The following is a 25435-nucleotide window of genomic DNA, read 5'->3' as shown; positions in this document are numbered from 1 at the left end:
GGGCGCCTGTCCGTGTCGGGGACGCTTTGGCGATCAGCCCCAGCACTTGTTCAGTGCTGCCGTGCTGTCGATCGACGGAAGTTCGCCGGCCGGCTTGTCGGTGACGAGTTCGACGCCGGTGTTGAAGAAGTCCAGACCAGGCGACGGCTTGGGTTTGCCGCCGCCCGTGGCGTAGACCTTCACCGCCTCGACGCCCTTCGCAGCCATCAGCAACGGAAACTGCATGGAGGTGGCGCCGATCACGCCGTCCTTCACATTGCGCACGCCGGGACAGCCGCCGTCCACGGACACGATCAGCACGTCCTTGTCGCGGCCGACCGAACGCAGCGCCTCGTAAGCACCCGCAGCCGCCGGCTCGTTGATGGTGTAGACCAGCGAGATGCCCGGCTCCTTCTGCAGCAGGTTCTCCATCGCCTTGCGGCCGCCCTCCTCGCTGCCGAGCGTCACATCATGTCCAACGATGCGCGCATCCTTCTCGTCACCGATCTTGGCGGGATTGCCGAGATCGATACCGAAGCCTTTGAGGAAGCCCTGATCGCGGGCGACGTCCACCGAGATCTGGTTCACGTTCAGGTCCAACAGCGCGATCTTGGCGGATGCCGCCTTGGCTCCCAGCATCTTGGCAGCCCACTGCCCGATCATCTGGCCGGCCAGGAAATTGTCGGTGGCGAAGGTTGCGTCCGCAGCATTCGCGGGATCGAGCGGGGTATCGAGAGCAATGACCACGATGCCCGCAGCGCGCGCCTTCTCCACGGCCGGCACGATGGCGCGGGAATCGTTCGGCGTGATCAGGATGCCCTTGGCGCCGGCCGCGATCAGGTTCTCGATTGCTGCGACCTGGCTCTCATTGTCGCCATCGACCTTTCCGGCGAAGGAGCGCAGCTCGACGTCGTTGGACTTCGCCGCCTCTTCGGCGCCGGCCTTCATCTTCACGAAGAATGGATTCGTATTCGTCTTGGTGATCAGGCCGACGATCGGCTTGTCGGCCGCATGAGCGCTACCGGCGCCGAGAGTAAGCGCGAGCGCAGCGACGAGACTGATTGACTGACGCATTGTTTCCCTTCCCTGGAACACTTTGTTGGGCGCGGCCGGACCGCGTTCTGACGATCCTAGAAGCACGGGAACGCGCGTGTCAATAAATAAATCATCCCGACTTATTAATTGACAGGCGTCCATTCTGGGTTCATGTCAGGAGAAACCGCTTGGGATCGGCCATAAGACCACCGCACAGCGAGAACACGGAGTTTGGAGGCCGCGGATGGACAAAACGGGATCGGTTGCGGGGAATCCACAGGCAGTCTCGTCGGGCGAGAGCCGCGGCACGACCCAGTCGGGCGTGAGACTTTACAACGAGCGCCTGATCCTTTCGCTTATTCGGCGCCACCGCGGTCTCGCCAAGGTCGAGATCGCGCGCATGACCGGTCTGTCCACTCAGACCACAACGGTGATCATCAACCGGCTGGAGGCTGATGGCCTGCTGCTCGCGGGCGAGCCGCAGCGAGGGCGCATCGGACAACCTTCCGTGCCTTATTCGCTCAACCCGGACGGTGCCTTCGGAGTCGGTCTGATGATCGGCCGGCGCAGTTCTGATCTGGTCTTGATGGATTTCACTGCCGGAATTCGCGCCAGGCGCCGCATGATTTATTCCTTTCCTCTCCCTGAAGACATCGTTGCGTTTGTAGAACGCGAGATGCCGGGTCTGCTCAACGAACTGCCTGAATCCCAGCAACGCAGAATTAGCGGCATCGGCGTCGCGATGCCCTTTGAGTTGTGGAATTGGGAAGCGGATTTGCAAACGCCGCCGGGCCTGCTCGGGAAATGGCGGAACTTCAACGTTGCCGCCGAGCTTTCGCGCCGCTTCGCCCCCTGGCCGGTGCGCGTCTGCAACGACGCAACGTCGGCATGTGCGGCGGAACTCAACTTCGGTGCCGGGGCTGCTTATCGCGACTTCGCATATTTCTATATCGGCGCATTCGTCGGCGGCGGCATCGCTCTCAACGGCAGCCTCTTCCCCGGCCGCAGCGGCAATGCCGGCGCGCTTGGCTCGATGCCGATCATGCGGCGCGAGGACAATGGCGCGGCAAGCCTTCAACAGCTGATCCGCACCGCCTCCATCTACCGGCTGGAGCGACGTCTGATCGCCGCGGGCCGCCAGAGCACGGATATCTGGCTGTCGCCCGACGACTGGTCGAGCTTCGATGAACCGCTGGAAGGCTGGATTGCCGAAGCTGCCCAGGCGCTGGCACAAGCGACCGCCGCATTGCTGGCCGTTATCGACTTCGAAGCCGTCATCATCGACGGGGCCTTTCCGCTCGATGTGCGTCGACGGCTCGTTGCGCGCACAAACGCATATTGGGTCGACATGGATCGTCAGGGCCTCACCGATGCCGTGGTGGTCGAAGGCTCGATCGGGCGTGATGCGCGCGCGATTGGCGGCGCGGCCTTGCCGTTGCTCGCGGCATTCGCCCGCGACTACGACGTGCTCTTCAAGGAGTGAGCAGCATCGTGATTCTCGTTTGCGGCGAAGCACTCATCGACCTGTTCGTGAAGGCACCCGAGGCAACGGAAATGCCGGCCCGCGCCGTTGCCGGAGGCTCTCCGTTCAACGTCGCCGTTGGCCTGGCCAGGCTTGGCGTTCGAACGGCTTTTCTCGGTGGCATCTCGCGCGATCGATTCGGCGTGTTCCTCGCAGAGGCCCTCGCACGCGAAGGAGTCGACGATCGCTTTGTCGTCCGCACCGACCGGCTGTCCACGATTTCGGTCGTGGCGACTGCCGATGACGGTCAGCCAAACTACGCGTTCCATGGCGAGGGCGCGGCGGATCGTTCGCTTCAACCTGCTGATCTGCCCGCGGCGCTGCCGGACGACATTCGAGCCTTGACCTTCGGCTCCTATTGCATGGCGGTCGAACCGGTCGGCACCGCATATGCCGCGCTCGCCCAACGCGAGCAGGGGCGTCGCGTCATCAGCGTCGATCCGAACCTGCGTTTGAGCGTCGTTGGCAATCTGCAACGCTGGGCCGTCGCTGCGGAACGCTTCTACCGGACGGCCACGATGATCAAGGCGAGTGACGAGGACATCCGCGTTGCGTGGGGCGGTCGCGTGTCAATCGCCGACGCCGCCACTTACTGGCTCAGCTGCGGGGCGCGCCTTGTGGTCGTTACAGAGGGAGCGAAGGGCGCGACCGCGTTTTCCGCCGCGGGCAGCGTTTCCGTGCCGGGTCGTCATGTCGTCGTGCGTGACACCGTCGGCGCCGGCGATACTTTCCACGCCGCGCTGCTCGCGCAGCTCGCCAAGACCGGAAGGCTCCATCCTGAGGCGATCGCGACGCTCGAACTGCCGGACATCCGCGACCTGCTCGCTTATGCGACGATCGCCGCCGCAGTCACGGTTTCCCGCAGCGGCGCCGATCTGCCGACTGCGGACGACATCACAGCAAGCCTGAATCCACATCCGAGAGGCTGACGAATGCAAGATGGCGGCATGGGATCTGTTGGAATTGAGAAACGGGCGAGCGTGACCGGCCGCGTGATTCCGGTTGCTCCCTTTGTCCTGACCGTCTTCGGAGCGACCGGCGATCTTGCGCGCCGCAAGCTGTTACCGGCGCTGTTTCGCCGCGATTTCGCCGGCCAGCTGCCCGATGCGGCCACCATTTTCGGCGTTGCACGCGGCCCGATGCCCCGGGACGAATTTCTCGCAATGGTGCGCGCGGCCATCTTGGAGCATGTGCCGGAATCGAAAACCACCGGACCCGTACTCGATCGCTTCCTTGCGCGCCTCAACTACATGGCCGCCGATGCAGAAGGTGAAAACGGGTGGGCCGAACTCGCAGCCGCCCTGTCGCACTACGCCGAACGCGTTCAGGTCCATTATCTAGCGACTGCACCGCAGCTGTTCGGACCGATCTGCGAGAGGTTGGGAAGTTACGGCCTCGCAACCGGCGACTCTCGCATCGTCATCGAGAAGCCGATCGGCAAGGACGTCGAGTCCGCGATCCGGCTCAATAAAACCATCGGCAGCACATTCCCGGAGGAGCGCGTCTACCGGATCGATCACTATCTCGGCAAGGAGACCGTGCAGAATCTGATGGCGCTGCGCTTTGCCAACGCGCTGTTCGAGCCGCTGTGGAACGCCGCCCACATCGATCATGTGCAGATCACGGTCGCCGAATCCATCGGCGTGGAAGAACGTGGCGCCTACTACGACACGTCGGGCGCTCTCCGCGACATGGTGCAGAACCATCTCCTGCAACTGTTGTGCCTTGTCGCGATGGAGCCGCCATATTCGCTCGAAGCCGATGCCGTGCGCGATGAGAAGCTCAAGGTCCTTAAGTCGCTCGAGCGAATCGACGAGACGAACGCGGCGGCCTTGACTGTGCCGGGTCAATACCGCGCCGGTGCGTGTAACGGCGTCGCTGTCCCCGGCTACGCCGACGAGATCGCCAATCACCAAAGTACAACCGAGACTTTCGTGGCGCTCAAGGTTGCCGTTGCGAATTGGCGCTGGACCGGCGTTCCGTTTTACCTGCGCACCGGAAAGCGGCTGCAGCAGCGCAGCTCCGAAATCGTCGTGACTTTCCGCAAAGTCCCGCATTCGATCTTCGATTCGGAGTCGGGAAAGGTCTTGCAGACGCGACTCGTGATCCGCCTGCAGCCGGACGAGGGGATCAAGCTCTGTCTCATGGTCAAGGAGCCCGGGCCGGGAGGCATGCGGTTGCGATACACCCCGCTGGACATGAGCTTTGCGGAAGCCTTCGACGTCTCCGTGCCGGACGCCTATGAGCGGCTCCTGATGGATGTGGTCCGCGGCAACGCGACGCTGTTCATGCGCCGTGACGAGGTCGAAGCAGCATGGCGCTGGATTGATCCGATCCGCCGGGCGTGGGGCCAGATGAATGAGCTTCCCCGGCCCTATGTCGCGGGCAGCTGGGGCCCCTCTGCCGCCGTCGCGCTGATCGAACGCGACGGCCGAACATGGGCGGAGGACGGTCCATGACCTCGGCTCGATCCGCCGATGGCGCAGAGGCGGGCATTGCAGACGGAATATTCCTGAACAGGAGGCTTCTATGACGATCGATGCAAGGGTCAATGCGCGGGTCGCCGAGGTGACGGATCGCATCGCTCGCCGCAGTCACGACAGCCGTGCACGCTATCTCGACCGCATCACGGCAGCGGCCACTACGCCGGTGCGGCGGCGATTGGGATGCGCCAATCAAGCCCACGCCTTCGCGGCTTGCGGAACGCACGACAAGAAGGCGATGCAGGATGGCCACGTTCCCAGCGTCGGAATTGTCACCGCCTACAACGACATGCTCTCGGCCCATCAGCCCTACGAGCGCTTCCCTGAGTTGATCCGTCAAAGCGCGCGCGCAGCCGGTGGAGTTGCCCAGGTCGCGGGCGGCGTCCCTGCGATGTGCGACGGCATCACGCAAGGCGAAGCGGGAATGGAGCTCTCGCTGTTTTCGCGGGACGTCATCGCCTTGTCCACCGCGGTCGCGCTGTCGCATCAAACCTTCGATGCTGCGGTGTTTCTCGGCATTTGCGACAAGATCGTGCCTGGCCTCGTCATCGGCGCGCTCTCGTTCGGGCATTTGCCCGCGATATTCATTCCATCCGGTCCGATGACTTCAGGCCTTGGCAACGATGCCAAGTCGAAGATCCGGCAGGCCTACGCGGAAGGAAAGCTCGGTCGCGAAGCGCTCTTGGAAGCTGAAGCGCAGGCCTATCATGGCGCGGGCACCTGCACTTTCTACGGCACGGCCAACACCAACCAGATGTTGATGGAAATCATGGGTCTGCATTTGCCGGGGGCATCCTTCGTGACACCGAACACGCCCTTGCGCGATGCACTGACCCGCGCAGCCACCAAGCGGGCGTTGAACATCACCGCGCTCGGCAATCAATATACCCCGATTGGCCGGATGCTTGACGCGCGCGCTTTCGTCAACGGCATCGTCGGGCTGCATGCGACAGGTGGCTCGACCAACCTGACGCTGCATCTGGTTGCCATGGGTGCCGCGGCCGGCCTCAGCCTCACGTGGGACGATTTCGCCGATCTCGCGCAGGTGACCCCGCTGCTCGCGCGCATCTATCCCAATGGCTCGGCAGACGTGAATCATTTTCACGCGGCCGGCGGGATGAGCATGTTGATACGGGAACTGCTGGCGGAGGGGCTGCTTCACCGCGACGTCACAACCGTTTGCGGCGATGGACTGGACGCCTACCTGCAGGAGCCGGCGCTCGATGCCGAGGGAGCCTTGACGTGGCATGACGGCCCCGTCGCCAGCGGCGATCCTGCCGTGCTTCGAGGAGCCGCCGAGCCTTTCCAAACAACGGGCGGTCTACGGGTTCTGACGGGCAATCTCGGCCGCGCCGTCATCAAGACATCCGCGGTCTCGACCGAGCGCCAGGTCATCGAGGCGCCTGCACGCGTATTCCATTCCCAGGAGGATCTGCAAAAGGCTTTCGCTGCGGGCGAACTCGTGGGTGATTTTATCGCGGTGGTCCGATTCCAGGGTCCGAAGGCCAACGGCATGCCCGAGTTGCACAAGCTGATGCCGCCTCTTGGCTCACTTCAGGATCGCGGCCTGAAGGTCGCGCTTGTGACGGATGGGCGGCTTTCAGGTGCGTCCGGCAAGGTTCCTGCAGCCATCCACGTCACTCCGGAAGCAGCCGAGGGCGGCGCGATTGCACGGATTCGCGATGGCGACGTCGTTCGGCTCGACGCCGCCGCCGGCCGGCTCGAGGTGCTCGTCGATCCCGGCGACTGGGCCACACGAGTGCATGCGCAAGCAGATCTCTCGGGGGCGCATGTGGGGGTCGGCCGTGAACTCTTCGGCTTGTTCCGCGAACGGGTCAGTAGCGCCGATACCGGCGCAAGCGTTTTTGCCGGTTGAATGCGCGAGACGCGTCCGCGGCATCTCTGCTCGCGATAAGCCAGGCTCCCCGTGCCCAATCGGGTGAAAATCGCGAGGCCGTGCATGATTCCCTGGCCTTCGATCGCCCGGTTGAAAACCGGGAGCGAGCCAGCCGCGTCGCGACCTGCAACACGTCGCGCCAAGCATCGATCACAGCTTCGCTCATGTTCTCCAAACCCAGGCGCCCGGTCGATCGGCGGCTCGGCGACCTTCGACTTCGCCACGGCAATACCTATATCCTGCGGCGAACGCATGTCGATGCAGTGAGCATGTGATGGCCGGAAGACGCACGACCGACACGGAGGCCGACGACCTGCCCCGCTATTTCGTCTGGGTCCGCGGGCTCGACGGGCCCGAGCCGCAGAAATGGATCGACATGGATTTCGGCCTCGGTGACTGGAAGCGGCCGCTGGTGCTGGCCTGGCTGGAGCTGCCGGCGGACGAGCGGCGCCTGCCGCTGTCGGTGCTGGTGCGGCGATATCCGCCGCCACGGGTGGAGACGCTTTAGCCGCGACACATCACGCGACAGGGCGCGCGCAGCGTTCGAGGAACGGGCTGCCACGGAACGCGCGACGGCGACTCCAACTCAATCCCGTCTCCCTTTAGTCGTCGTCATCGAGACCAAAGAGCCGGATTTGCGGGAAGCCGCCGCGCGGCCGGCTGGCGTAGTCGCGCGCGTTGGAATCCTCGCGGACGTTGCGTGCCACATCATCCCAATTGGTCTGATCGCGCATGCCGCGGGCATCTCGTTGCTCGTAACGGTGGCGCGCCCAGCGCTCGTGCCGTTCCGCCCGCCGTCGTTCGGATGCGGCGCGCTTCACGTCGGAATTGCTGGCCTTCGCATAGGCATTGTCGGGAGGAGATGCCGGCTCTGTGGAGGCCTGCTGCTCGGCGGGTTTCGTTGCTTGCGGAGATGGTGAAGGCGTTGGCTTGGGCGGCTCAGCGCTGGCCTGACTAGTTCCGGCATCGGGTTTCGCTTCGCCTTGTGCCTGAGCCGGCGCGGCGATCATCGCGCCGAACGACTGTGATCCCGTGAGATATTGCACACGCTCCGATGGCGCATTCGTCGTCACCGGCGTGGCGGCTTCGGCGCGTTGCGCCGCCTTGGCTGTGTCGGGTCCCTGCTTGGGCGCGATCGGATGCATGATGTTGCCGGCAACGATGCCGCCGCCGAGACCAATGGCGATGGCGGCAATGATCGATCCGGCGCCGACGAAATACGCTGTCAAGGCGCGCATAGGTCCACTCCCTCTTCGGAGCGGGCAACGCCCGACGATTGTCGGATGTTCCTGATGGAACAGGTTCCCCGTGAGGGAATGTCCTGTCAGATCTGCTCGGCGACCTTCTCGAGTCCGATGACGCGGGCGAGCTTGCGCACTTCTTCCTTCTGGTCGTCACGCAACTGGAACAACAGCGGCATAGCGGCCGACTTCAATTGCTGGACCTCGTCGCAGTTCGGATCGATCTGCACGTTCGGCCCGTTCGGATTGGAGAGCTTGTTCGCGGAGATCTTGCGGACGACGTTGCGCAGCGCGCTCTCGACCGAGGGCCAGTAATATTCCTGCGACGACGACAATTTCAGGCGATCCCTGATGCCGGCGATCTGCACGTCAGAGAGCAGCGAATAGGTCTTTTGCGGCTGCGGCCTGGCGGCGACCTTCGGCTTGGCCGGGGCGTCGTGGAGCGCGACGGTGACCTCGGCAGCAACAGGCGCCTCCAACGAGGCCACCTTGGTGTTGCCGGCCTTAGGCTCAACAGCCGTTGACTCGACAGCTTTGGGCATGGGGAAATCGGCGGGCGTGGACGCGGCAAAGGCCTGGCGCAGCGGCTCGGTCAGAACGGGCGCCTGGGACAGCTTGTCGGCCGGCACCTGAACGGGCTCGATCGCGGCCGAGGCCAGCGCCAGTGTCGGAACCAGCCGGTCCGCCTTGGCGGCGCGGTTGGCGGTGATCTGCTTCGGCGGCTGTGCCTGCGTGATCATCTCGGCACCGGCGCTCGGCACGCTGTCACGGCCTAGAATGGCGGTGGTGGCTGCACCGAGGACCAGCAAGCAGGTCAGCACGGTGATGGTGATGGCTCTGGACAAACGTCTCTCCGGAAGGGCCGCTTCACGTTGTTGTTAGAGATGCCCAGCAAAAGGGAACGAATTAAGGCTTGAGTGTGCCTTTGCGGCGACAATCACCCTGCCTGCGGCGACGAATCCAGAATACCAAGTAAGATCAGGCAGCTAGCGCCAGATCATAGGCATCCTGGATGTCGGCGACGATCTCGGAGGCCTCCCAGACGGCGCGCGGCTCGACGGACTGCAACGTCACCGTCCAATTGCCGCCCCGGCGGGTCCGGGGGACGCTGACGATGTCGAAGCGGACATTGCGGCACAGCGGGTGGCGGGCCAGCGCATGGGCGACGCGGACGCGGATTTCGTCCAGCGTTGCCGAGGTCTTGCTGTTGAGAAAATCGAAATCCATCGCCTGTCCCTCTCGGTCCTGATTGGCGGCCCTGTTGGGGATTCTTGGCGAGGGTTGGTTAATCTCCCGTTAAGCGCCGGCTTGCGGAGCCATGCGAGATTAACCGAACCAGGGCGCAGAAGATTACCGCTCGCGAGCCTCGCGGTACTCCGTGACCGTCCGCGCCACGAGTTCGTCGACCGCCATCACGCCGGCGACGCCTGAAGTCGAATGCCCGCCGCTCCAGATGTCGCGCCAACGCTGCGGCCGGTTCTCACGCGCACCGACGTCGATGTCCTTGCCGATGTCGATGGCACCGCGTGCCGGCAGATCGTCAGGATCAAGCCCGGCCGCCACGATCGACGGGGTCAGCATGCTGGTCTGCAGGCCCGTGAACGCGGTGGTGAGCAGGATGTCGTCGGCGGTGCTGTCGACCAGCATCTGCTTGTGGCGCTCGTCCGCCATGCTCTCGTGCGTCGCGATGAATTTGGTGCCCATGTAGCCGAGATCGCAACCGAGCACTTCGGCCGCATGCAGCGCGCGGCCGTCGCTGATGCCGCCGGCGAGCACGATGATGCCGTCGTAGAACGCGCGCACCGCGCGGACGAAGGCAAACGGATTGAGCCAGCCGGTCTGCCCACCAGCGCCGGCGGTAAGCAGCACAAGCCCGTCGGCGCCTGCCGCCGCCGCGCGTTCGGCATGGCGGATGGAAGCAACATCCGCCAGCACCAGCGCGCCCGCATCATGCAGCGGCTGCAACACCGGCGCGGGCGAGCCGACCGACGTGATGACGATTTCGGGCCGGTGATTGAGCAGCACGGCAAGATCCTGCTCCAGCCGTGCATTGGAGCGATGCACGATCAAATTCGGGCAGAGCGGCGCGGCCCTGCAGCCGGTCTGATCCTCGTGCTGCCGCAACCGCGTTGCGATCTCGGTGAGCCACGCATCAAGCCGTTCCGTACTGCGGCAATTCACGGTGGGAAAACTGCCGATCACGCCGTTGCGGCAAGCCGCGACCATGAGCTCGACGCCTGACACCAGAAACATCGGCGCCGCGATCAGCGGCAAGCTCAGACGATCGCGAACATGTTGCAGTCGATCGGATGCCACCCAGACCTCCCTCTCTCTGCTAGAGTCCTCGACAACATTGGCACGCGAGAAGCCGATGACAAAGCAACGAGGAAACATATGTCCGATCCGCTCTACGCATCGTCCTCGGCTTGTGCGCAGACGCTACGGGCGCTGGCGAGCTCGCCGCGCAGGCGACGCTGCTCAAGGCTGTCTTCACGAGGGGGCCGGCCGATTACGGCGTCGATCTGCTGGCCGCGACCGAGAGCGCGGGACATGCCGGCGCGCGGTGCCTCGCTGGTCTCGACGATCTCTCCACGCTGAACTACACCGGCGGCACCACGGGCAAGTCCAAGGGGGCGCTGCGCTATCACCGCGAGAATGCCGGCGCTGCCGGCGCGATCCTCGCCGACTTCGAAATCCCCGACGCCCCGCGCTATCTCACGGTCGCGCCGATCAGCCACGTCGCAGGCACAAAGGTGCTGCCGACACTGATGCGCGGCGGCAGCGTGCACATGCTCGGGGGTTTCGATCCCGAAGCCGTGCTGGCGACGATCGCCCGCGAGCGGATCAATTTCACGCTGTTCGTGCCGACCATGATTTATGTGCTGCTCGACCATCCCGCGCTCGGCAAGACCGATCTCTCCTCGCTCGATCTCGTGCTTTACGGCGCCTCTGCGATGTCGCCGAGCCGGTTGGTGGAAGGCATAGAGCGCATCGGCCCGGTGTTCTCGCAGCTCTATGGCCAGACCGAGTGCTATCCGGTCTCGGTGCTGCGCAAACGGGATCACGACGCCAAGACGCCAGAGCTGTTCCTGTCCTGCGGTTTCCCGATCGCGGCCTGCGAGGTCAGGATTCTCGACGACGACGACCAGGAGGTGAAGGCGGGCGACCCCGGCGAGATCTGCGTGCGCGCGCCGCATGTCATGGCGAAATACTGGAGGCGGCCGGAGATAACCGCCGAAACGTTGAAGAACGGCTGGGTCCATACCGGTGACATCGCGCGCCAGGACGAACGCGGCTACATGTTCATCCTCGACCGCAAGAAGGACATGATCGTCACCGGCGGCTTCAACATCTTTCCACGCGAGGTCGAGGACGTGCTGTCGCAACATGCAGATGTCGCGATGGTCGCGGTGGTCGGAATCCCCGACGAGAAATGGGGCGAGGCCGTCACGGCCATCGTCGTGCCGCGCGAGGGTACGAAGCCCGATCCGGACGAGCTGATCAATATGGTGCGGACGCGAAAGGGCTCCGCGCATGCACCAAAGCAGATCCAGTTCGTCAAGCAGCTGCCGATGACCGGTGTGGGCAAGATCGACAAGAAGGTGCTGCGCGCCGGCTTTTGGAGCGGCCGGGGCCGGATGGTCGGGTAATCTCCCTGATTGCAGCACCGGGTTCGGACCACACGCATCGCGCGAACCCTCCGAAACAATCAGCGTTTTCACCCGGGATATTACGGTGTCGTTGTGGCGCCGGCACCACAATGCGCGACGGAGTGCGCGTCCGTGCGCCCGCCCGATTGCCGGCAAATCAGGGAATCAACTACATCGCTTCTGGGGCTGGGGAAGCGGAGTGGGACATGAGAGTCGCTTCCCTGGAAAGTGCAGTCGCCGCGGTCACGTTGATCACGGCTATCATCGTGGTGCTGTGGGAGATCAAGATCTTCTACGGATTATGAACTGGCAGGATGCTAGGCATCCCTTCCGCGGCGGCGGAAGCCTGCCGGTTAATTGCCGGGCGCTCCCATCACGGGCTTCGACATCCATAGCGGCCGACGAAACAGCGCAGCGCAGCCGACGCCGGCAAGCGCAACACCACCACCGATCACATCGGAGGCGCGGACGGGTTCGCCGAGCAGCAGAATGGCACCCAACGCGGTGAGCACCGGCAGCAGATTCATGAAAATCGCACAACGATTGGGACCCAGGATCTGCACGCCGCGGACCCACAGGAACGGCAGCACGATCGAGGCAAGCCCGCCGGCATAGGCGATCAGCGGCAACGTCTCGGCATTGAGAGCGCGCATCGGCGCCGGCGTGGCGAGAAAGGCCGGAAACATGATGGCCAGCGCGCACAGCGCCTGCATGTAGGTCGATTGCCAACCAACCACGGGCAGATCCCAGCGCTTCAGCAGAACGCCATAGAGCGCATAGACCAGCGCGGCGAGGAACATCAGGGGATCGCCCGGATGCACGCCGTTGCGCAGCAACGCGGCCGGATCGCCGCCGCTGACGAGATAAACGAGGCCGGCGAGCGACAGCACGCCGCCCCCGACGAGGCCCACAGTCGGCGTCTCGCGCAGCAATAGCGCGCTCAGCAGCACCGTGAGCAGCGGCGTCAGCGCGGTGAACACCGCCATGTTGGTCGCGGTGCTGGTCTCGGCTGCGAGATATGACAGGCTCTGGAACAGGCACATCGCCAGAAAGCCGAGGACGGCGAACTGGCCAAGATGCGGCCAGATGGCCGCGCGGTTGCACCAAGCAGGCCGCCCGACGAACAGGCTCATCAATCCGACCGCGAGCAGGAGGCGATAGAACGTGATCGCCTCGGGGCCGATGGCGTGGGCGGACAACCGTGAGACGATGACGTTTCCTGCCCACAGCACGATGGCGAAGAACGGATAGAGGAAAGCGGGCTTGGTGGCCATGGTTTCAACCGTTGAGCTCGAAATGGTGAAGCCGGGCGTAGCGCTTCCGCGAGCGTCCGTATCGCTCTAGACTGACCGTGACTGTCGAGATTGAGACATGCTGGACGAACTAACCTCGCGCCATCTTGCCTTCCACGCGACCCATCGCCCCCTGGTGGGGATGGAAGCGGATTATCCGGATGGCGCCTCCACCGGCGTGCACGCGCATCCGACCGCGCAGCTGCTCTACGCGATCGAAGGCGTCATGGTGGTGCGTTCGGCCGCGGGCACGTGGATCGTACCGCCGAACCGGGCGGTCTGGCTTGCGCCTGGTCTGGACCACGAGACGATCATGTCGGGGCAGGTGCGGATCCGGACGGTGTTCGTCGAATCGCAGGCATCACCGCATCTGCCGGAAAAGAACTGCGTACTCGCGGTATCGCCGCTGCTGCGGGAGCTGATCATCGCGGCCACGCGCATTCCGATCGACTACGACGAGACTGGCCGCGACGGCCGCCTGATGCGGCTGCTGCTCGACGAGTTGCGCGTCTCGGACGCACTGCCGCTGCATCTGCCCTTTCCCGATGACGCCAGGCTTCGTGCGATCTGCGTGGCAATCGCCGACGATCCGTCCGACGGTTCAACCGCCGAACAATGGGCGGATCGCGTCGGCGTCACCGCCAAGACAGTGCATCGCCTGTTCGCGAAACAGACCGGCATGAGCTTCGCGCAATGGCGACAGCAGGCGCGGCTGCTGCGCGCGCTGCGCCGACTGGCCTCCGGCGAGAAGATCATCGACGTCGCCTTCGATTGCGGCTACGCGAGCCAGAGTGCATTTGCGGCAATGTTCCGCCGGCACTTCGGGGTGCCGCCGTCGATGTTTTACCGGTGAGGCGCCGCCTGCCCCCTGACCAGTGCCTTCACCGCTTCTCGATCACAAGGCTCTGAATCGCGCGGCCGAAATAGCCCTGCCGATCAGCCAAGCGTGACATCGCGAGCCCTGCACCGTCAGGGCCGATCCAGGATTCACCGTCGAGCAAAATCCAATCGCCGACCGGCTGGCGCGCAAGGCTCACGGTGAGGTCGGCGTTGATATAGGTCCAGGCGCCGAAGTCGAGCGTCGAGGCGGTGCCGTTGGAGAAATCGGCGGCGACCACGGCGCGCACGGCCTGCGAGACCGCCTCACCTTCAACCAGCGGATGGTCCAGCCGAAACCAGATCGCGCCGGCGCCGGCCTGGCCGAAGCGGCCGCGCGCCGCGCGCATGGAGACCATGCCCGCGAACGGACTGGTCGCGCCGTGCCCGTCCTCGACCAGCGAATCCTCGGGCGGCGGCAGCGCGACCGGCGGATCCCTGACGTCATCAGGCAGCGGCTGAGACTGTTGCTTGATCTTGAGCACGGTGGCGCCAACGACCTGCACGCCGCCGGCGAGCAGCTTGATCCCGCAGAGCTGGATCTTGCGGCCCTCGCGCAAGATGTCCGTCTCGATCGTGAGCGGCCCGACCGGCACCGGGCGCATCAGGTCGATGCTGACACGCGCGATGTTCATCGGCACGGGCGTCGGAATGCGCTCCGCCGCCCATGCCGCCAGCGCAGATGGCGCCGAGCCGTGCTGCATGCGCCGATCCCATGGCCCTGCGGCATTGGGGCTGGTGACGACGTTGTTGCCGTCGACGCTGTAGATGGCGCTCATTGCGAGACCGATCACAACGGCGGATCGATCGCTTCCTCATATTCCTTCTTGAAGCGCGCGATCAGATCGGCGGCGGGGACGATGCCGTCGACGCTGCCGATGCCCTGGCCCGAGCCCCAGATCTCTTTCCAGGCCTTCGGCTTGGGGCGTTCGCCTGATGCATCGGTACCGAAGTTCATCTTCGATGGATCCGATGTCGGCAGGTTCTCCGGATCCATGCCGGCTGCGAGGATCGAAGGTTTCAGATAATTGCCGTGCACGCCGGTGAAGAGGTTGGAATAGACAATGTCGTCGGCCGTCGAGCCCGCGATCATCTCCTTGTACTTCTCGACCGCGTTGGCTTCCTTGGTCGCGATGAAGGCCGAGCCGATATAGGCGAAGTCGGCACCGAGGATGCGCGCGGCGCGGATCGCCTTGCCGTTGCCGATGGCGCCCGACAGCGCGATCGGGCCGTCGAACCATTTGCGGGTTTCGGCGACGAAAGCGAGCGGCGAGATGGTGCCGGCGTGACCGCCGGCGCCGGCCGCGACCAGGATCAGGCCATCGGCGCCCTTCTCGATCGCCTTGCGGGCGAACTTCTGGTTGATCACGTCGTGGAAGACGATGCCGCCCCAGCGGTGAACGGCCTGGTTCAGCTCCTCGCGCGCGCCGAGCGAGGAGATGATCATCGGCACCTTGTACTTGGCGCAAAGCTGCATGTCGTGGTCGAGCCGGTTGTTCGACTTGTGCACGATCTGGTTGACCGCGAACGGCGCCGATGGCTTGTCGGGGTGGGCGCGGTCATAGGCCGCGAGCTCTTCGGTAATCCGCGCCAACCATTCGTCGAGCAGCTCCGGCGGGCGCGCGTTCAGCGACGGAAACGAGCCGACCACGCCCGCCTTGCACTGCGCGATCACGAGATCGGGCACCGAGATGATGAAGAGCGGCGAACCGATCACCGGGATCGACAGGCGCCCCTTGAACAGAGCAGGCATGGACATGGTGGAACGATCCTTTGCTGGCGGACGCATTGAAGGTTGGGGGCCATACCAACAAGGCAATCTTTCCACTGTCAAGCATTGCGTTGCGACGCCGCGGCGGACGCCCTTACCACAATTCCAACGCGCGGAATTCCGACCGCGTGCAGTCTATCCGCCTTCTCCGTCATTGTGAGCGAAGCGAAGCAATCCAGTGTCTTTCCATAGAGACAGTCTGGATTGCTTCGTCGCAAGGACTCCTCGCGGGGACGAGGAGAGACTTGCGGATGGCGCGAGCCTACCCGGTCAAATCCGGATTGATCAGGCGCTCGAACGAGAACATCTCGTCCCATTTCTCCTGCGTCAGCAGCTTGCGTTCGATCACCACGATCTGGTGCAGCGACTTGCCGCTCTTGTAGCCCTCGCGTGCGATCTCGGCGCATTGCTTGTAGCCGAGCAGCGGCTTCAGCACGGTGACGATACCGAGCGAGTTCAGCACCATGTTGCGGGTGTGCTCCTCGTTGGCGGTGATGCCGACGACGCAATTCTCGCGCAGGCTGTTGACCGCGCGCTCCATGGTACGGATCGAGAAGAACAGCGCGAACGAGATCACCGGCTCCATCACGTTGAGCTGGAGCTGGCCGGCACTCGCCGCCAGCGTCACCGTGGTGTCGAGGCCGATGACGAGGAAGCTCGTCTGGTTGACGACCTCGGGGATGACGGGATTGACCTTGCCCGGCATGATCGAGGAGCCCGGCTGGAGCTGTGGCAAATTGATCTCGTTGAAGCCGGCACGCGGACCGGAGGCCAGCAGGCGGATATCGTTGCAGATTTTCGTCAGCTTGCTCGCGGTGCGCTTCAGCACGCCGGAGAGCTGCACATAGGCGCCGGTGTCCGACGTCGCTTCCACGAGATCGCCGGCGAGAATGAAGTCGACCCCGGTCAGCGCGCTCAGGTGCCGGACTGCGAGCTTGGGATAGCCGACCGCGGCAGTGACAGAGGTGCCGATCGCGGTGGCGCCGAGATTGATCTCGCGCAGCAGCGCGCGCGCTTCCGAGATGCGGTCGACCTCCTCGCCGATCGTGGTGCCCCATCCCCTGAACTCGGCGCCGAGCGACATCGGCACCGCATCCTGCAAATGCGTGCGCCCCATCTTCAGCACGCGATCGAATTCGCGGCCCTTGGCGAAGAACGCCTCCTGAAGCTGGCGCAGCGCCGTCATGTAGCTCTCGAGCCGCAGGATCAGCGCCAGCCGAAACGCGGTCGGATAGGTGTCGTTGGTCGACTGGCCGTAATTGACGTGGTCGTTCGGGCTGACGTGCTGGTAGTCGCCCTTGACGAAGCCGAGTGATTCCAGCGCGAGATTGGCGATCACCTCGTTGGCATTCATGTTGGTCGAGGTGCCGGCGCCGCCCTGGATAAAATCAGTGACGAACTGGTCCATCATGTCGCCGGCGATGACGCGGTCGCAGCCGAGGATGATGGCATCGGCGACCTTGGCGTCGATCGCGCCCAGGTCGCGGTTGGCCATCGCAGCGGCCTTCTTCACGTAACCGAGCGCCTTCACGAAGTAAGGCTCCTGGTTCATCGGAATGCCGGTGATGTGGAAGTTCTCCTTACCCCGGATGGTCTGGACGCCGTAGTAGATGTCGTCGGCGATCTCACGTTGTCCGAGGAAGTCCTGCTCCGTGCGGCTCATGGGCGCTCCTTGCTGCTCGCGCGACGTCCCTAGTTCTGGCACAGCGCGCTGGTGACGACGGTATCGGTGCGGCAATCATCCGGTTTGCGTTGCCTGCCCGGAATGAGAACTTTGGCCGAGCACTTCTCGGCAGCGTCGGTGTTCAGACTCTTGCCTTCCCTGTAGCCCTTGCTCTGGCAGAGCTGGTCGGCGGCGGGCTTGCAGTCGGGCGCGCCATTGGACGAAACCGGACAGGCCGCGCGGCCCGACACCATGGTGGCCGGCCGTGCCAGGCGAGACAGATCGTTGATGGTCTCGCCGGGGCTTTTGGTGGGCGGCAGGATCGATGGCAGCTTGTCGAACAGCTTGCCCATTTCGTTGAACAGGCCGGGGTTTTCCTCCCGCGCGGGCGGGGCCGAGGGAGCCGGCGTCGAGGACGGCGGCGCGGCCAGCGGTCCCTGCTCCTGCAAGCCGAGCGACGGCGGCGCGGATTGCGCCCATCCGGCCCCACCGACAGCAAGCAACAGCAGCACTGCTGATTTCAGCGTCCCGAGCCGCACCACCGGATTGCCGGATCGAACCATCATGCAGGCAAGCGTAGCCGAAGCCGGCCCAGCGGCAAAGCCGCCGCCGATTCAAATCCTAGATCAGCTTGATCGCCACCACGAAGCCAAGCACCAGCACGGCAGCGCCGAGCGCGACCCACAGGCCGAGATGCTTCTCGATCCGCTCGCGGATCCAGTCGCCATAGCGGTTGAGCAGGATCGCCACGATGAAGAAGCGTCCGCCGCGCGCGACGACCGAGCACAGGATGAAAAGGACGAGATTGTAGCCGGCAAAGCCCGAGGTGATGGTGACGAGCTTATAGGGGATCGGCGTCAGTCCCTTGAGCAGGATGATGACCGCGCCCCACTGGGCGTAGGAGGCACGAAAAGCATCGACCTTGTCGCCGAGGCCGTAGACCTGGATCAGCCAGTGGCCGACCGAGTCGAACAGGAGCGCGCCGATGGCATAGCCCAGCAGGCCGCCCAACACCGACGTCGCCGTGCAGATCGCCGCATAGACCCAGGCACGCTGCGGGCGCGCCAGTGACATCGGGATCAGCATCACATCCGGGGGAACGGGAAAGAACGAGCTTTCGGCGAAAGCCACGGCACCCATGATCCAGAGCGCATAGGGCTTGTGGGCGGCGTCGATGCACCAATCGTAGATACGTTTCAGCATGGCGCCGCGATCAAGCACCATGTGACGGATTTGTCCATCGTGAGTTTGTGATGATTTAGTGCCGTTTCCGTGCCGAACGGCCCTCGATCGCGACGATTGGACGCCGGGCCGAGGTAGGGGGTGACGCGACCTTGGGCAGCTTCATCGACGATTTCGGCAGCTTTTCGGCAATGCCGAGCATGTCTTCCCGTCGCGACATTTCACGCCAGACATCTTCGGGACGGACGCCGGCGGAAGCCCAGAGCACGGTGAGATTGTAGAGCAGGTCGGCGCTTTCCCGGATCACCGCTTCGGTGTCGCCGTTGACCGCATCGATCACGACCTCGATGGCCTCTTCGGCCAGCTTCTTCGCCATTTTGGAGGGGCCGCGCTGAAACAGCCGCGCGGTACGCGAGATTGCCGGATCAAGGTCCCTGGCCGCGAGCACAGCCAGATATAGCCGCTCAAGCGAATCACTCATGGACGCAAAATTACTCTAAACAAATGGTCGACGCGTTAACGCTTGACAATAAAGGCAAAAAGGCCGGCGCGAGCGCGCCGGCCTGTTTGGTCGATGGCTTATGGCCGAACGGTTAATTGCAACCGTACCCGGAATAGCCGTGGGCGCAGACCTTGTCGTAGCCGCCATAGCGCTCCTGATAGCCCGAGCCGTAGTAATAGGAGCCATAGCCGGGGCCGCCATAGTAGGCCGGGCCGCTGTCGTAGTAGTAACCCGGACCCGCATCATAGGCGTAGGCGTCACGGGTCGCTGCGATCGCAAGGCCGGTGCCGATGGCGCCGGCAATGGCCGCGCCGGCGAAGGCCGCACCGCCACCACCATGCCAATGGCGGCCGCCTGCGAACGATGCGGTGGGGGCGACGGCGGTCAGCGCGAGCACCGCCGCGGTGGCAAGAACGGCCTTGCGGCCAGCAAATTTCGCAAATCGGTCGAACATGATTTGGACCCTCCTTGGGACCTCTGGGGTGCCTCGAGACAGGCTCAAGTCCTTCAAACACCTGCATCCCATCTTGGGTTCCCCAAACCCAACACAAGCTGAACGGGGTTGCGTAAACATGACGCAACCGCCGCTCATCTCCTGTTCAGGTTGAAGGATGCGCGCCGACCCCGCACAGGCTCGGCCACTCGATAGATCGGCTAAAGACGCCAAAAGCTTCCGCTGTATCTCGCTGACGATCCCTGCTTAAAATGCAATCCCATCGTCAAATCGCCTGTCCCGGTCAGCGCCGCCTCATGTCCATCTTCAGCCTCTATACCCGCGTTCTCGAGCTGCTCGGCAAGGAGGCGCGGCTGGGCTGGTTGCTGGCCTTCGCAAATCTTCTGCTCGCCGCCTCGCAATTCGCCGAGCCGGTGCTGTTCGGGCGCATCGTCGACGTGCTCTCCGGCAAGACGGTGCAGGGCTCGAATTCCGCATGGCCATTCCTGATGGCCTGGGTGGCGTTCGGGCTGTTCACAATCGCCTGCAGCGCGCTCGTTGCACTGCAAGCGGACCGGCTTTCCCACCGGCAGCGTCAGGCGGTGCTGACGAGCTATTTCGAGCACATCCTGCAGCTGCCGCTGACGTTCCATTCCGGCACCCATTCGGGCCGGTTGATGAAGGTGATGCTCAACGGCACCGATGCGCTATGGCGGCTCTGGCTCGGCTTTTTCCGCGAGCATTTTGCCGCGATCCTGTCGGTCGTGGTGCTGCTGCCGTTGTCGCTGTATCTGAACTGGCGGCTCGCGATCCTTCTCTTCGTGCTGTGCATCGTCTTCACCGCGTTGACGACCTTCGTCGTGCGCAGGACCTTCGGCATGCAGATGGCGGTCGAGGAGCAGTACAGCGAACTCTCCGCGCGCGCATCCGACGCGCTCGGGAACGTCGCGCTCGTGCAGAGCTTCGTGCGCGTCGAATCCGAGGTGCAGGGACTGCGTTCGGTTGCCGACCAGCTGCTTGCGGCGCAGATGCCGGTGCTGTCCTGGTGGGCGCTCGTCACCGTGATCACGCGCGCCTCCACCACCATCACCGTGCTCGCGATCTTCACGCTCGGCATCGCACTGCATGGGCAGGGTCTCAGCTCGGTCGGCGAGATCGTGATGTTCGTGAGCTTCGCGACGCTGCTGATCCAGAAGCTCGAGCAGGTGGTGAGCTTCATCAACAACGTGTTCATGGAAGCCCCGCGCCTGCGCGAGTTCTTCGGCGTGCTCGATGCCGTGCCGGCAGTCCACGACCGGCATGACGCGATCGATGCGGGCAGGCTGTCGGGTCTCGTCGAGTTCAACGACGTCACCTTCTCCTATGACGGCAAGCGACCGGCGGTCGAGGACCTCTCCTTCACGGCGCTGCCCGGCCAGACCATCGCGCTGGTCGGCCCGACGGGCGCCGGCAAGTCGACCGCGATCGCGCTGCTGCATCGCGCCTTCGATCCGCAATCCGGCTTCATCAGGATCGACGGCATGGACGTGCGCGGCGTCACGCTGACATCGCTGCGCCGAAACATCGGCGTCGTGTTTCAGGAAGCGCTCCTGTTCAACCGTTCGATCGCGGAGAATCTGCGCGTGGGCAAGCCGGATGCGACCGAAGCCGAGATGCGCAAGGCTGCGGAGCGCGCGCAGGCGCTCGATTTCATCGAGCGCAGCGGCGGCTTCGAGACCAATGCCGGCGAGCGCGGCCGCATGCTGTCCGGCGGCGAACGGCAGCGGCTGTCGATCGCGCGCGCGCTGCTGAAGGACCCACCGATCCTGATCCTGGACGAGGCCACCAGCGCGCTCGACGCGGTCACCGAGGCCAAGGTGAACGCCGCTCTCGATGAAGTGATGAAGGGCCGCACCACCTTCGTGATCGCGCACCGCCTCTCGACCATTCGCAACGCCACGCGGATCCTGGTGTTCGAGAACGGACGCGTGATCGAAAGCGGAACTTTCGATGAACTCGTGGCCAAGGGCGGCCATTTTGCCGAGCTCGCCAAGGCTCAGTTCATGGTGCAGGAACGGGAACAAACACAGGGACAGGCAAACGCACGGCACGGCGCGAGTGCCGCCGAGGCCGCGGCTTCCGCCGCCAAATCCTCCTGACCAAGTCCCCTCAACAAGTCCCCGCAGCACCGTCGAAATTCGGCCTATTTCATTGCGGAATACCAGGCGGAAGCCCCTATTCTCGACGCACGAGCCGGTATAGGTTTGCGACCGCCGCAAGCGGCGGCGCTGGATTTCAGAGCGTACATCACACGAGAACCGTCCGTATCAGGCGGATCTCCCAGGACCGGAATCGGATAGTGCACGCCTTTCGCCCGCTGCTTCGCAAGTCCCTGTTCAACCTGTTCGCTGCAGCGCTCGCCATCGGTGCGCTTGTCCTGCCGAGCCTCGCCAATGCCGAAGCGCTGCTGCTGATCGAAGCCGACAGCGGCAAGGTGCTGCAAGCCGAGAACGCGACCATTCCCTGGTATCCGGCCTCCGTCACCAAGATCATGACCGCCTATGTGACCTTGAAAGCGGTGAAGGACGGCAAGATCACGCTCGACACGCTGCTGACGGTGTCGCCGATGGCCGCCTCGCAGTCGCCCTCGAAGATGGGCCTCCGTCCGGGAACACAGGTGACCGTCGACAACGCGCTGAAGATGATGATGGTCAAGTCGGCGAACGACATGGCGGTGGTGCTCGCGGAGGGCGTCGGCGGTTCGATCGACGGCTTCGCCGACATGATGAACGACAACGCGAAGCGATTGGGCATGACGCAGACCAACTACGTCAATCCCAACGGCCTGCCCGCGGACGGGCACGTCACCTCGGCGCGCGATCTCGGCATTCTCGCGCGCTCGTTCCTGCGCGACCTGCCGGAATACGAGTCCTACGTGCACATCCCGGCGATCCGCTTCGGCAAGCGCATCACGCCGAATTTCAACAAGCTGATCGGCCGCTATCCCGGCGCCGACGGTTTCAAGACCGGCTTCATCTGCGCCTCCGGCTATAATCTCGTGGCATCGGCCACCCGCAACGGCCGCCGCCTGATCGCGGTGGTGCTCGGCGCCAGCTCCGGCACCGCGCGCGCGGTGAAGGCCGCGCAGCTGCTCGAGCGCGGCTTCAGCCAGGACAATCTGTCGTGGCTGCGTCCTTCGCTCGGCACGGTCGAAAACCTCGTGCCGGTCGATGCCTCTCCGCCGAACCTGCGCGAGGAAATGTGCGGCGGTCATCGCAAGCATCCGGCCAGCGACGACGACGATGCGTTGATCGCGACCAATGGCGCGACGGGCGGTCCGGCTTCCGCAACCGGCGGCGCAGCCCAGGTGACGTTCTTCACCGCAGGCCTCCAGCCCCCTTTGATGAAGGCCTCCGAGCTGATGGCTTCAGCGCCTGCGGCCGCAGAGCCCGTCGTGGTGTACACCGGCCCGACTCGCACCGGCGCAGCCCTGGTCGCGGCGGTCGCCGCCGACACGGACCAGCAGAGTCCGCCGAAGGCGCGTGGCAAGAAGCCGCGCGTCGCCAAGAAGCCTGACGCCGGCAGCGATGCCAAAAGTGATGCCAAGACCGGCGCCAAGACCGATGCGAAGGCAGCGGCTGCAAAACCCGCGGCCACAAAGCCGGACGCGGCTGCCAAGAGCAATGCCAAGAGCGATGCCAAGGCCGCGGCAAAGCCGGCGGCAAGCAAGCATGCCGCGGCCAAGTCTACGGACAAACCTGCAGCGAGCAGCGACCAGGCTGCCGCCAAGCCGGCCAAGCCGAAGGCGGCCACCAGGCCGAAGCCCGCGCCCAACAACAGCTAGGTTCACGCGGCCGGCCCGTTGGTTGCGAGCGCACTTCGCACCTGCGGCAGCGATTTGCGACGATTCCAGTAGCCACTCTCCAGCCTTTGCCCTAAGCCTCGGCCTCCAAGCCTGGACCGCTTGCCAGCCGTTCCGGCAGGCTCGATACTGCGGGCAATGAGGCAAGCCCGAGGCACAACGGGCTCTGATGCAAGAGAGGGGAGTTTCCATGGAGCGCATCTGGCTCAAGCAATATCCGCCCGGCGTGCCCGCCGATATCGAGCCGACGCAATACGCATCGCTGGTCGACCTGCTTGAGGAGAGCTTTACGAAGTTCGCCGACCGCAAGGCGTTCATCTGCATGGACAAGGCCATCACCTATCGCGACCTCGACCAGATGTCGCTGGCGCTCGCGGCTTACCTGCAGGGTCGCGGCCTGCAGCGCGGCGCTCGCGTCGCAATCATGATGCCGAACGTGCTGCAATATCCCGTCGCCACCGCCGCGGTGCTGCGCGCCGGATTTGCCGTGGTCAACGTCAACCCGCTCTACACGCCGCGCGAGCTGGAGCATCAGCTCAAGGATTCCGGCGCCGAAGCCGTCATCGTGCTGGAGAACTTCGCGCATACCGTCGAGCAGGTGGTCGCGAGGACGACGGTCAAGCACGTCATCGTCGCCAGCATGGGCGATCTGCTCGGCTTCAAGGGCATGATCGTCAATCTCGTCGTCCGCCGCGTGAAGAAGATGGTGCCGGCCTGGTCACTGCCGGGCTCGGTGTCGTTCAACGACGCGCTCTCGGCCGGACGTGGCCAGACCTTCAACAAGCCGAAATTGTCGCCCGGCGACGTCGCCTTCCTGCAATATACCGGCGGCACCACCGGGGTCTCAAAGGGCGCCACGCTGCTCCATCGCAACATCGTGGCCAACGTCTTGCAGAACGATGCCTGGCTGCAGCCGGCGCTCAATGCGCCGCCGCATGTCGAGCAGCTCATGATCGTCTGCGCGCTGCCGCTCTATCACATCTTCGCGCTGACGGCCTGCTATCTGCTCGCGGTGCGCGCCGGCGGCTGCAATCTCTTGATCCCGAACCCGCGCGACATCGCAGGCTTCGTCAAGGAGCTGGCGAAGTACCAGGTCAACAGCTTCCCGGCAGTGAACACGCTCTACAACGGGCTGATGCATCACCCCGACTTCAAGAAGCTCGACTTCTCCAAGCTGAAGATATCCAACGGCGGCGGCATGGCGGTGCAGCGCCCCGTGGCCGATCAATGGAAAGCGATCACCGGCTGCTTCATCGCCGAAGGCTACGGCCTGTCGGAGACCTCGCCGACGCTGACCTGCAACCCGGCGACGGCAACGGAGTTCACAGGTACGATCGGCATTCCCGTGCCTTCGACCTGGATTTCGATCCGCGACGACGATGGCAACGAGCTGCCGCTCGGCCAGGCCGGCGAGATCTGCGCCAAGGGCCCGCAGGTGATGTCGGGCTACTGGAACAGGCCCGAAGAGACCGCGAAGGTGATGACGGCGGACGGTTATTTCCGCACCGGCGACATCGGCATCATGGACGAGAAGGGCTACACCAAGATCGTGGATCGCAAGAAGGACATGATCCTGGTCTCCGGCTTCAACGTCTATCCGAACGAGATCGAGGAAGTGATCGCGAGCCATCCAGGCGTGCTGGAATGCGCCGTCATCGGCATTCCCGACGCCAAGTCGGGCGAAGCGGTGAAGGCCTTCGTGGTCAGGAAGGACCCGAACCTCACGGCTGAATCCGTCATCAAATTCTGCCACGAGCAGCTGACGGGCTACAAGGTACCCAAGCACATCGAATTCCGCAGCGATCTGCCCAAGACCAATGTCGGCAAGATCCTGCGCCGCGAGCTGCGCGACGAGAAGAAGGCCCAGGCGGCGTAAGGCCGCCTCTGTCCCGGAACGGCGCGCGTCTGCGCGCCCTTACGTCATAAGCGAAGCAATCCGAGAATGTATCTGCGGAGGCAGTCTGCATCGGCTCGTCGCAAGAGCTCCTCGCAAGGACGAGAAAAAGGCACCGCGGCCTCGTCACGGCTGTTTGAAGCCGTTTCCCTCCGGCGGTAAAATGCTCTAGAA

At 64.2% G+C, this 25435-nt stretch carries 22 protein-coding genes and 1 pseudogene; 10 read left to right on the top strand and 13 right to left on the bottom strand.

The genetic code is table 11. The annotated features are described in order from the left end of the window. Positions 1-33 precede the first annotated feature (33 nt). The gene (locus tag ACVIIW_RS12980; protein WP_456701106.1) at positions 34-1053 is read right to left on the bottom strand and encodes a substrate-binding domain-containing protein; all 1020 of its coding nucleotides are present in this window, start codon (positions 1051-1053) and stop codon (positions 34-36) included. A 205-nt stretch (positions 1054-1258) separates the two neighbouring features. Between ACVIIW_RS12980 and ACVIIW_RS12975 the strand changes: the two genes are divergently transcribed. The 5 genes from ACVIIW_RS12975 (at position 1259) to ACVIIW_RS12955 (ending at position 7424) form a co-directional block, all read left to right on the top strand. Next, positions 1259-2497 (top strand): ROK family transcriptional regulator, encoded by a 1239-nt coding sequence (locus tag ACVIIW_RS12975; RefSeq protein WP_456701105.1) that lies wholly within the window; start codon positions 1259-1261, stop codon positions 2495-2497. A gap of 8 nt (positions 2498-2505) precedes the next feature. Continuing rightward, positions 2506-3465 (top strand): carbohydrate kinase family protein, encoded by a 960-nt coding sequence (locus ACVIIW_RS12970; RefSeq protein ID WP_456701104.1) that lies wholly within the window; start codon positions 2506-2508, stop codon positions 3463-3465. Positions 3466-3516: 51 nt separating this feature from the next. Next, on the top strand, positions 3517-4995 hold the full coding sequence (zwf, locus tag ACVIIW_RS12965; RefSeq protein ID WP_456705143.1) for a glucose-6-phosphate dehydrogenase: 1479 nt from the start codon (positions 3517-3519) through the stop codon (positions 4993-4995). Between the two features lie 70 nt (positions 4996-5065). Beyond that, positions 5066-6895 carry a phosphogluconate dehydratase gene (gene edd, locus ACVIIW_RS12960; protein WP_456701103.1) on the top strand — a complete coding sequence of 610 codons (1830 nt, stop codon included), beginning with the start codon at positions 5066-5068 and terminating at the stop codon, positions 6893-6895. A 295-nt stretch (positions 6896-7190) separates the two neighbouring features. After that, positions 7191-7424 (top strand): hypothetical protein, encoded by a 234-nt coding sequence (locus tag ACVIIW_RS12955; RefSeq protein WP_456701102.1) that lies wholly within the window; start codon positions 7191-7193, stop codon positions 7422-7424. Positions 7425-7518: 94 nt separating this feature from the next. On the opposite strand, the gene ACVIIW_RS12950 is transcribed toward ACVIIW_RS12955, so the two are convergent. The 4 genes from ACVIIW_RS12950 to ACVIIW_RS12935 all read right to left on the bottom strand — a co-directional run bounded on the left by ACVIIW_RS12950 (position 7519) and on the right by ACVIIW_RS12935 (position 10473). After that, on the bottom strand, positions 7519-8154 hold the full coding sequence (locus tag ACVIIW_RS12950) for a hypothetical protein (RefSeq protein WP_456701101.1): 636 nt from the start codon (positions 8152-8154) through the stop codon (positions 7519-7521). 86 nt (positions 8155-8240) lie between these two features. Next, positions 8241-9002, bottom strand: coding sequence for a hypothetical protein (locus tag ACVIIW_RS12945; RefSeq protein WP_456701100.1), 762 nt, complete (start codon positions 9000-9002; stop codon positions 8241-8243). Positions 9003-9135: 133 nt separating this feature from the next. Beyond that, entirely contained in the window at positions 9136-9384 is a 249-nt protein-coding gene (locus ACVIIW_RS12940) for a hypothetical protein (RefSeq protein WP_092226984.1), read from the bottom strand. Between the two features lie 123 nt (positions 9385-9507). Further along, complete coding sequence (locus tag ACVIIW_RS12935; protein ID WP_456701099.1) at positions 9508-10473, bottom strand: NAD(P)H-dependent flavin oxidoreductase; 966 nt, start codon at positions 10471-10473, stop codon at positions 9508-9510. Positions 10474-10583: 110 nt separating this feature from the next. On the opposite strand from ACVIIW_RS12935, the pseudogene ACVIIW_RS12930 reads away from it, so the two are divergent. Continuing rightward, positions 10584-11807, top strand: a pseudogene (locus tag ACVIIW_RS12930) (AMP-binding protein); the annotation flags it as partial. Between the two features lie 353 nt (positions 11808-12160). Here the strand turns inward: ACVIIW_RS12930 and ACVIIW_RS12925 are convergent. Continuing rightward, positions 12161-13081, bottom strand: a complete 921-nt coding sequence (locus ACVIIW_RS12925) for a DMT family transporter (RefSeq protein ID WP_456701098.1) — start codon at positions 13079-13081, stop codon at positions 12161-12163. A gap of 97 nt (positions 13082-13178) precedes the next feature. On the opposite strand from ACVIIW_RS12925, the gene ACVIIW_RS12920 reads away from it, so the two are divergent. Then, the gene (locus ACVIIW_RS12920; protein WP_456701097.1) at positions 13179-13952 is read left to right on the top strand and encodes an AraC family transcriptional regulator; all 774 of its coding nucleotides are present in this window, start codon (positions 13179-13181) and stop codon (positions 13950-13952) included. 28 nt (positions 13953-13980) lie between these two features. Here ACVIIW_RS12920 and ACVIIW_RS12915 read toward each other — a convergent pair whose 3' ends face one another. The 7 genes from ACVIIW_RS12915 to ACVIIW_RS12885 form a co-directional block, all read right to left on the bottom strand. After that, positions 13981-14754: a thioesterase family protein gene (locus tag ACVIIW_RS12915; RefSeq protein WP_456701096.1), complete on the bottom strand. Its 774-nt coding sequence runs from the start codon at positions 14752-14754 to the stop codon at positions 13981-13983. Between the two features lie 11 nt (positions 14755-14765). Beyond that, complete coding sequence (locus tag ACVIIW_RS12910) at positions 14766-15734, bottom strand: NAD(P)H-dependent flavin oxidoreductase (RefSeq protein WP_456701095.1); 969 nt, start codon at positions 15732-15734, stop codon at positions 14766-14768. 274 nt (positions 15735-16008) lie between these two features. After that, the gene (locus ACVIIW_RS12905; RefSeq protein WP_456701094.1) at positions 16009-17409 is read right to left on the bottom strand and encodes an aspartate ammonia-lyase; all 1401 of its coding nucleotides are present in this window, start codon (positions 17407-17409) and stop codon (positions 16009-16011) included. Positions 17410-17438: 29 nt separating this feature from the next. Then, a complete protein-coding gene (locus tag ACVIIW_RS12900) occupies positions 17439-17975 on the bottom strand; it encodes a hypothetical protein (RefSeq protein ID WP_456701093.1) in 537 nt (178 codons plus the stop codon). Positions 17976-18030: 55 nt separating this feature from the next. Then, entirely contained in the window at positions 18031-18633 is a 603-nt protein-coding gene (locus ACVIIW_RS12895) for a YqaA family protein (protein WP_456701092.1), read from the bottom strand. A 34-nt stretch (positions 18634-18667) separates the two neighbouring features. After that, positions 18668-19072, bottom strand: coding sequence for a phosphoribosyl-ATP diphosphatase (gene hisE / locus ACVIIW_RS12890; RefSeq protein ID WP_456701091.1), 405 nt, complete (start codon positions 19070-19072; stop codon positions 18668-18670). A 112-nt stretch (positions 19073-19184) separates the two neighbouring features. Beyond that, positions 19185-19547, bottom strand: coding sequence for a hypothetical protein (locus ACVIIW_RS12885; protein WP_456701090.1), 363 nt, complete (start codon positions 19545-19547; stop codon positions 19185-19187). A 296-nt stretch (positions 19548-19843) separates the two neighbouring features. On the opposite strand from ACVIIW_RS12885, the gene ACVIIW_RS12880 reads away from it, so the two are divergent. The 3 genes from ACVIIW_RS12880 (at position 19844) to ACVIIW_RS12870 (ending at position 25243) form a co-directional block, all read left to right on the top strand. Beyond that, complete coding sequence (locus tag ACVIIW_RS12880; RefSeq protein ID WP_456701089.1) at positions 19844-21664, top strand: glucan ABC transporter ATP-binding protein/ permease; 1821 nt, start codon at positions 19844-19846, stop codon at positions 21662-21664. 200 nt (positions 21665-21864) lie between these two features. Continuing rightward, a complete protein-coding gene (locus tag ACVIIW_RS12875; protein ID WP_456701088.1) occupies positions 21865-23349 on the top strand; it encodes a D-alanyl-D-alanine carboxypeptidase family protein in 1485 nt (494 codons plus the stop codon). A 208-nt stretch (positions 23350-23557) separates the two neighbouring features. After that, positions 23558-25243 (top strand): long-chain-fatty-acid--CoA ligase, encoded by a 1686-nt coding sequence (locus tag ACVIIW_RS12870; protein ID WP_456701087.1) that lies wholly within the window; start codon positions 23558-23560, stop codon positions 25241-25243. Positions 25244-25435 lie beyond the last annotated feature (192 nt).

This window comes from Bradyrhizobium sp. USDA 4449, assembly GCF_054056275.1.
This window is presented reverse-complemented; position numbering and strand designations above follow the sequence as displayed.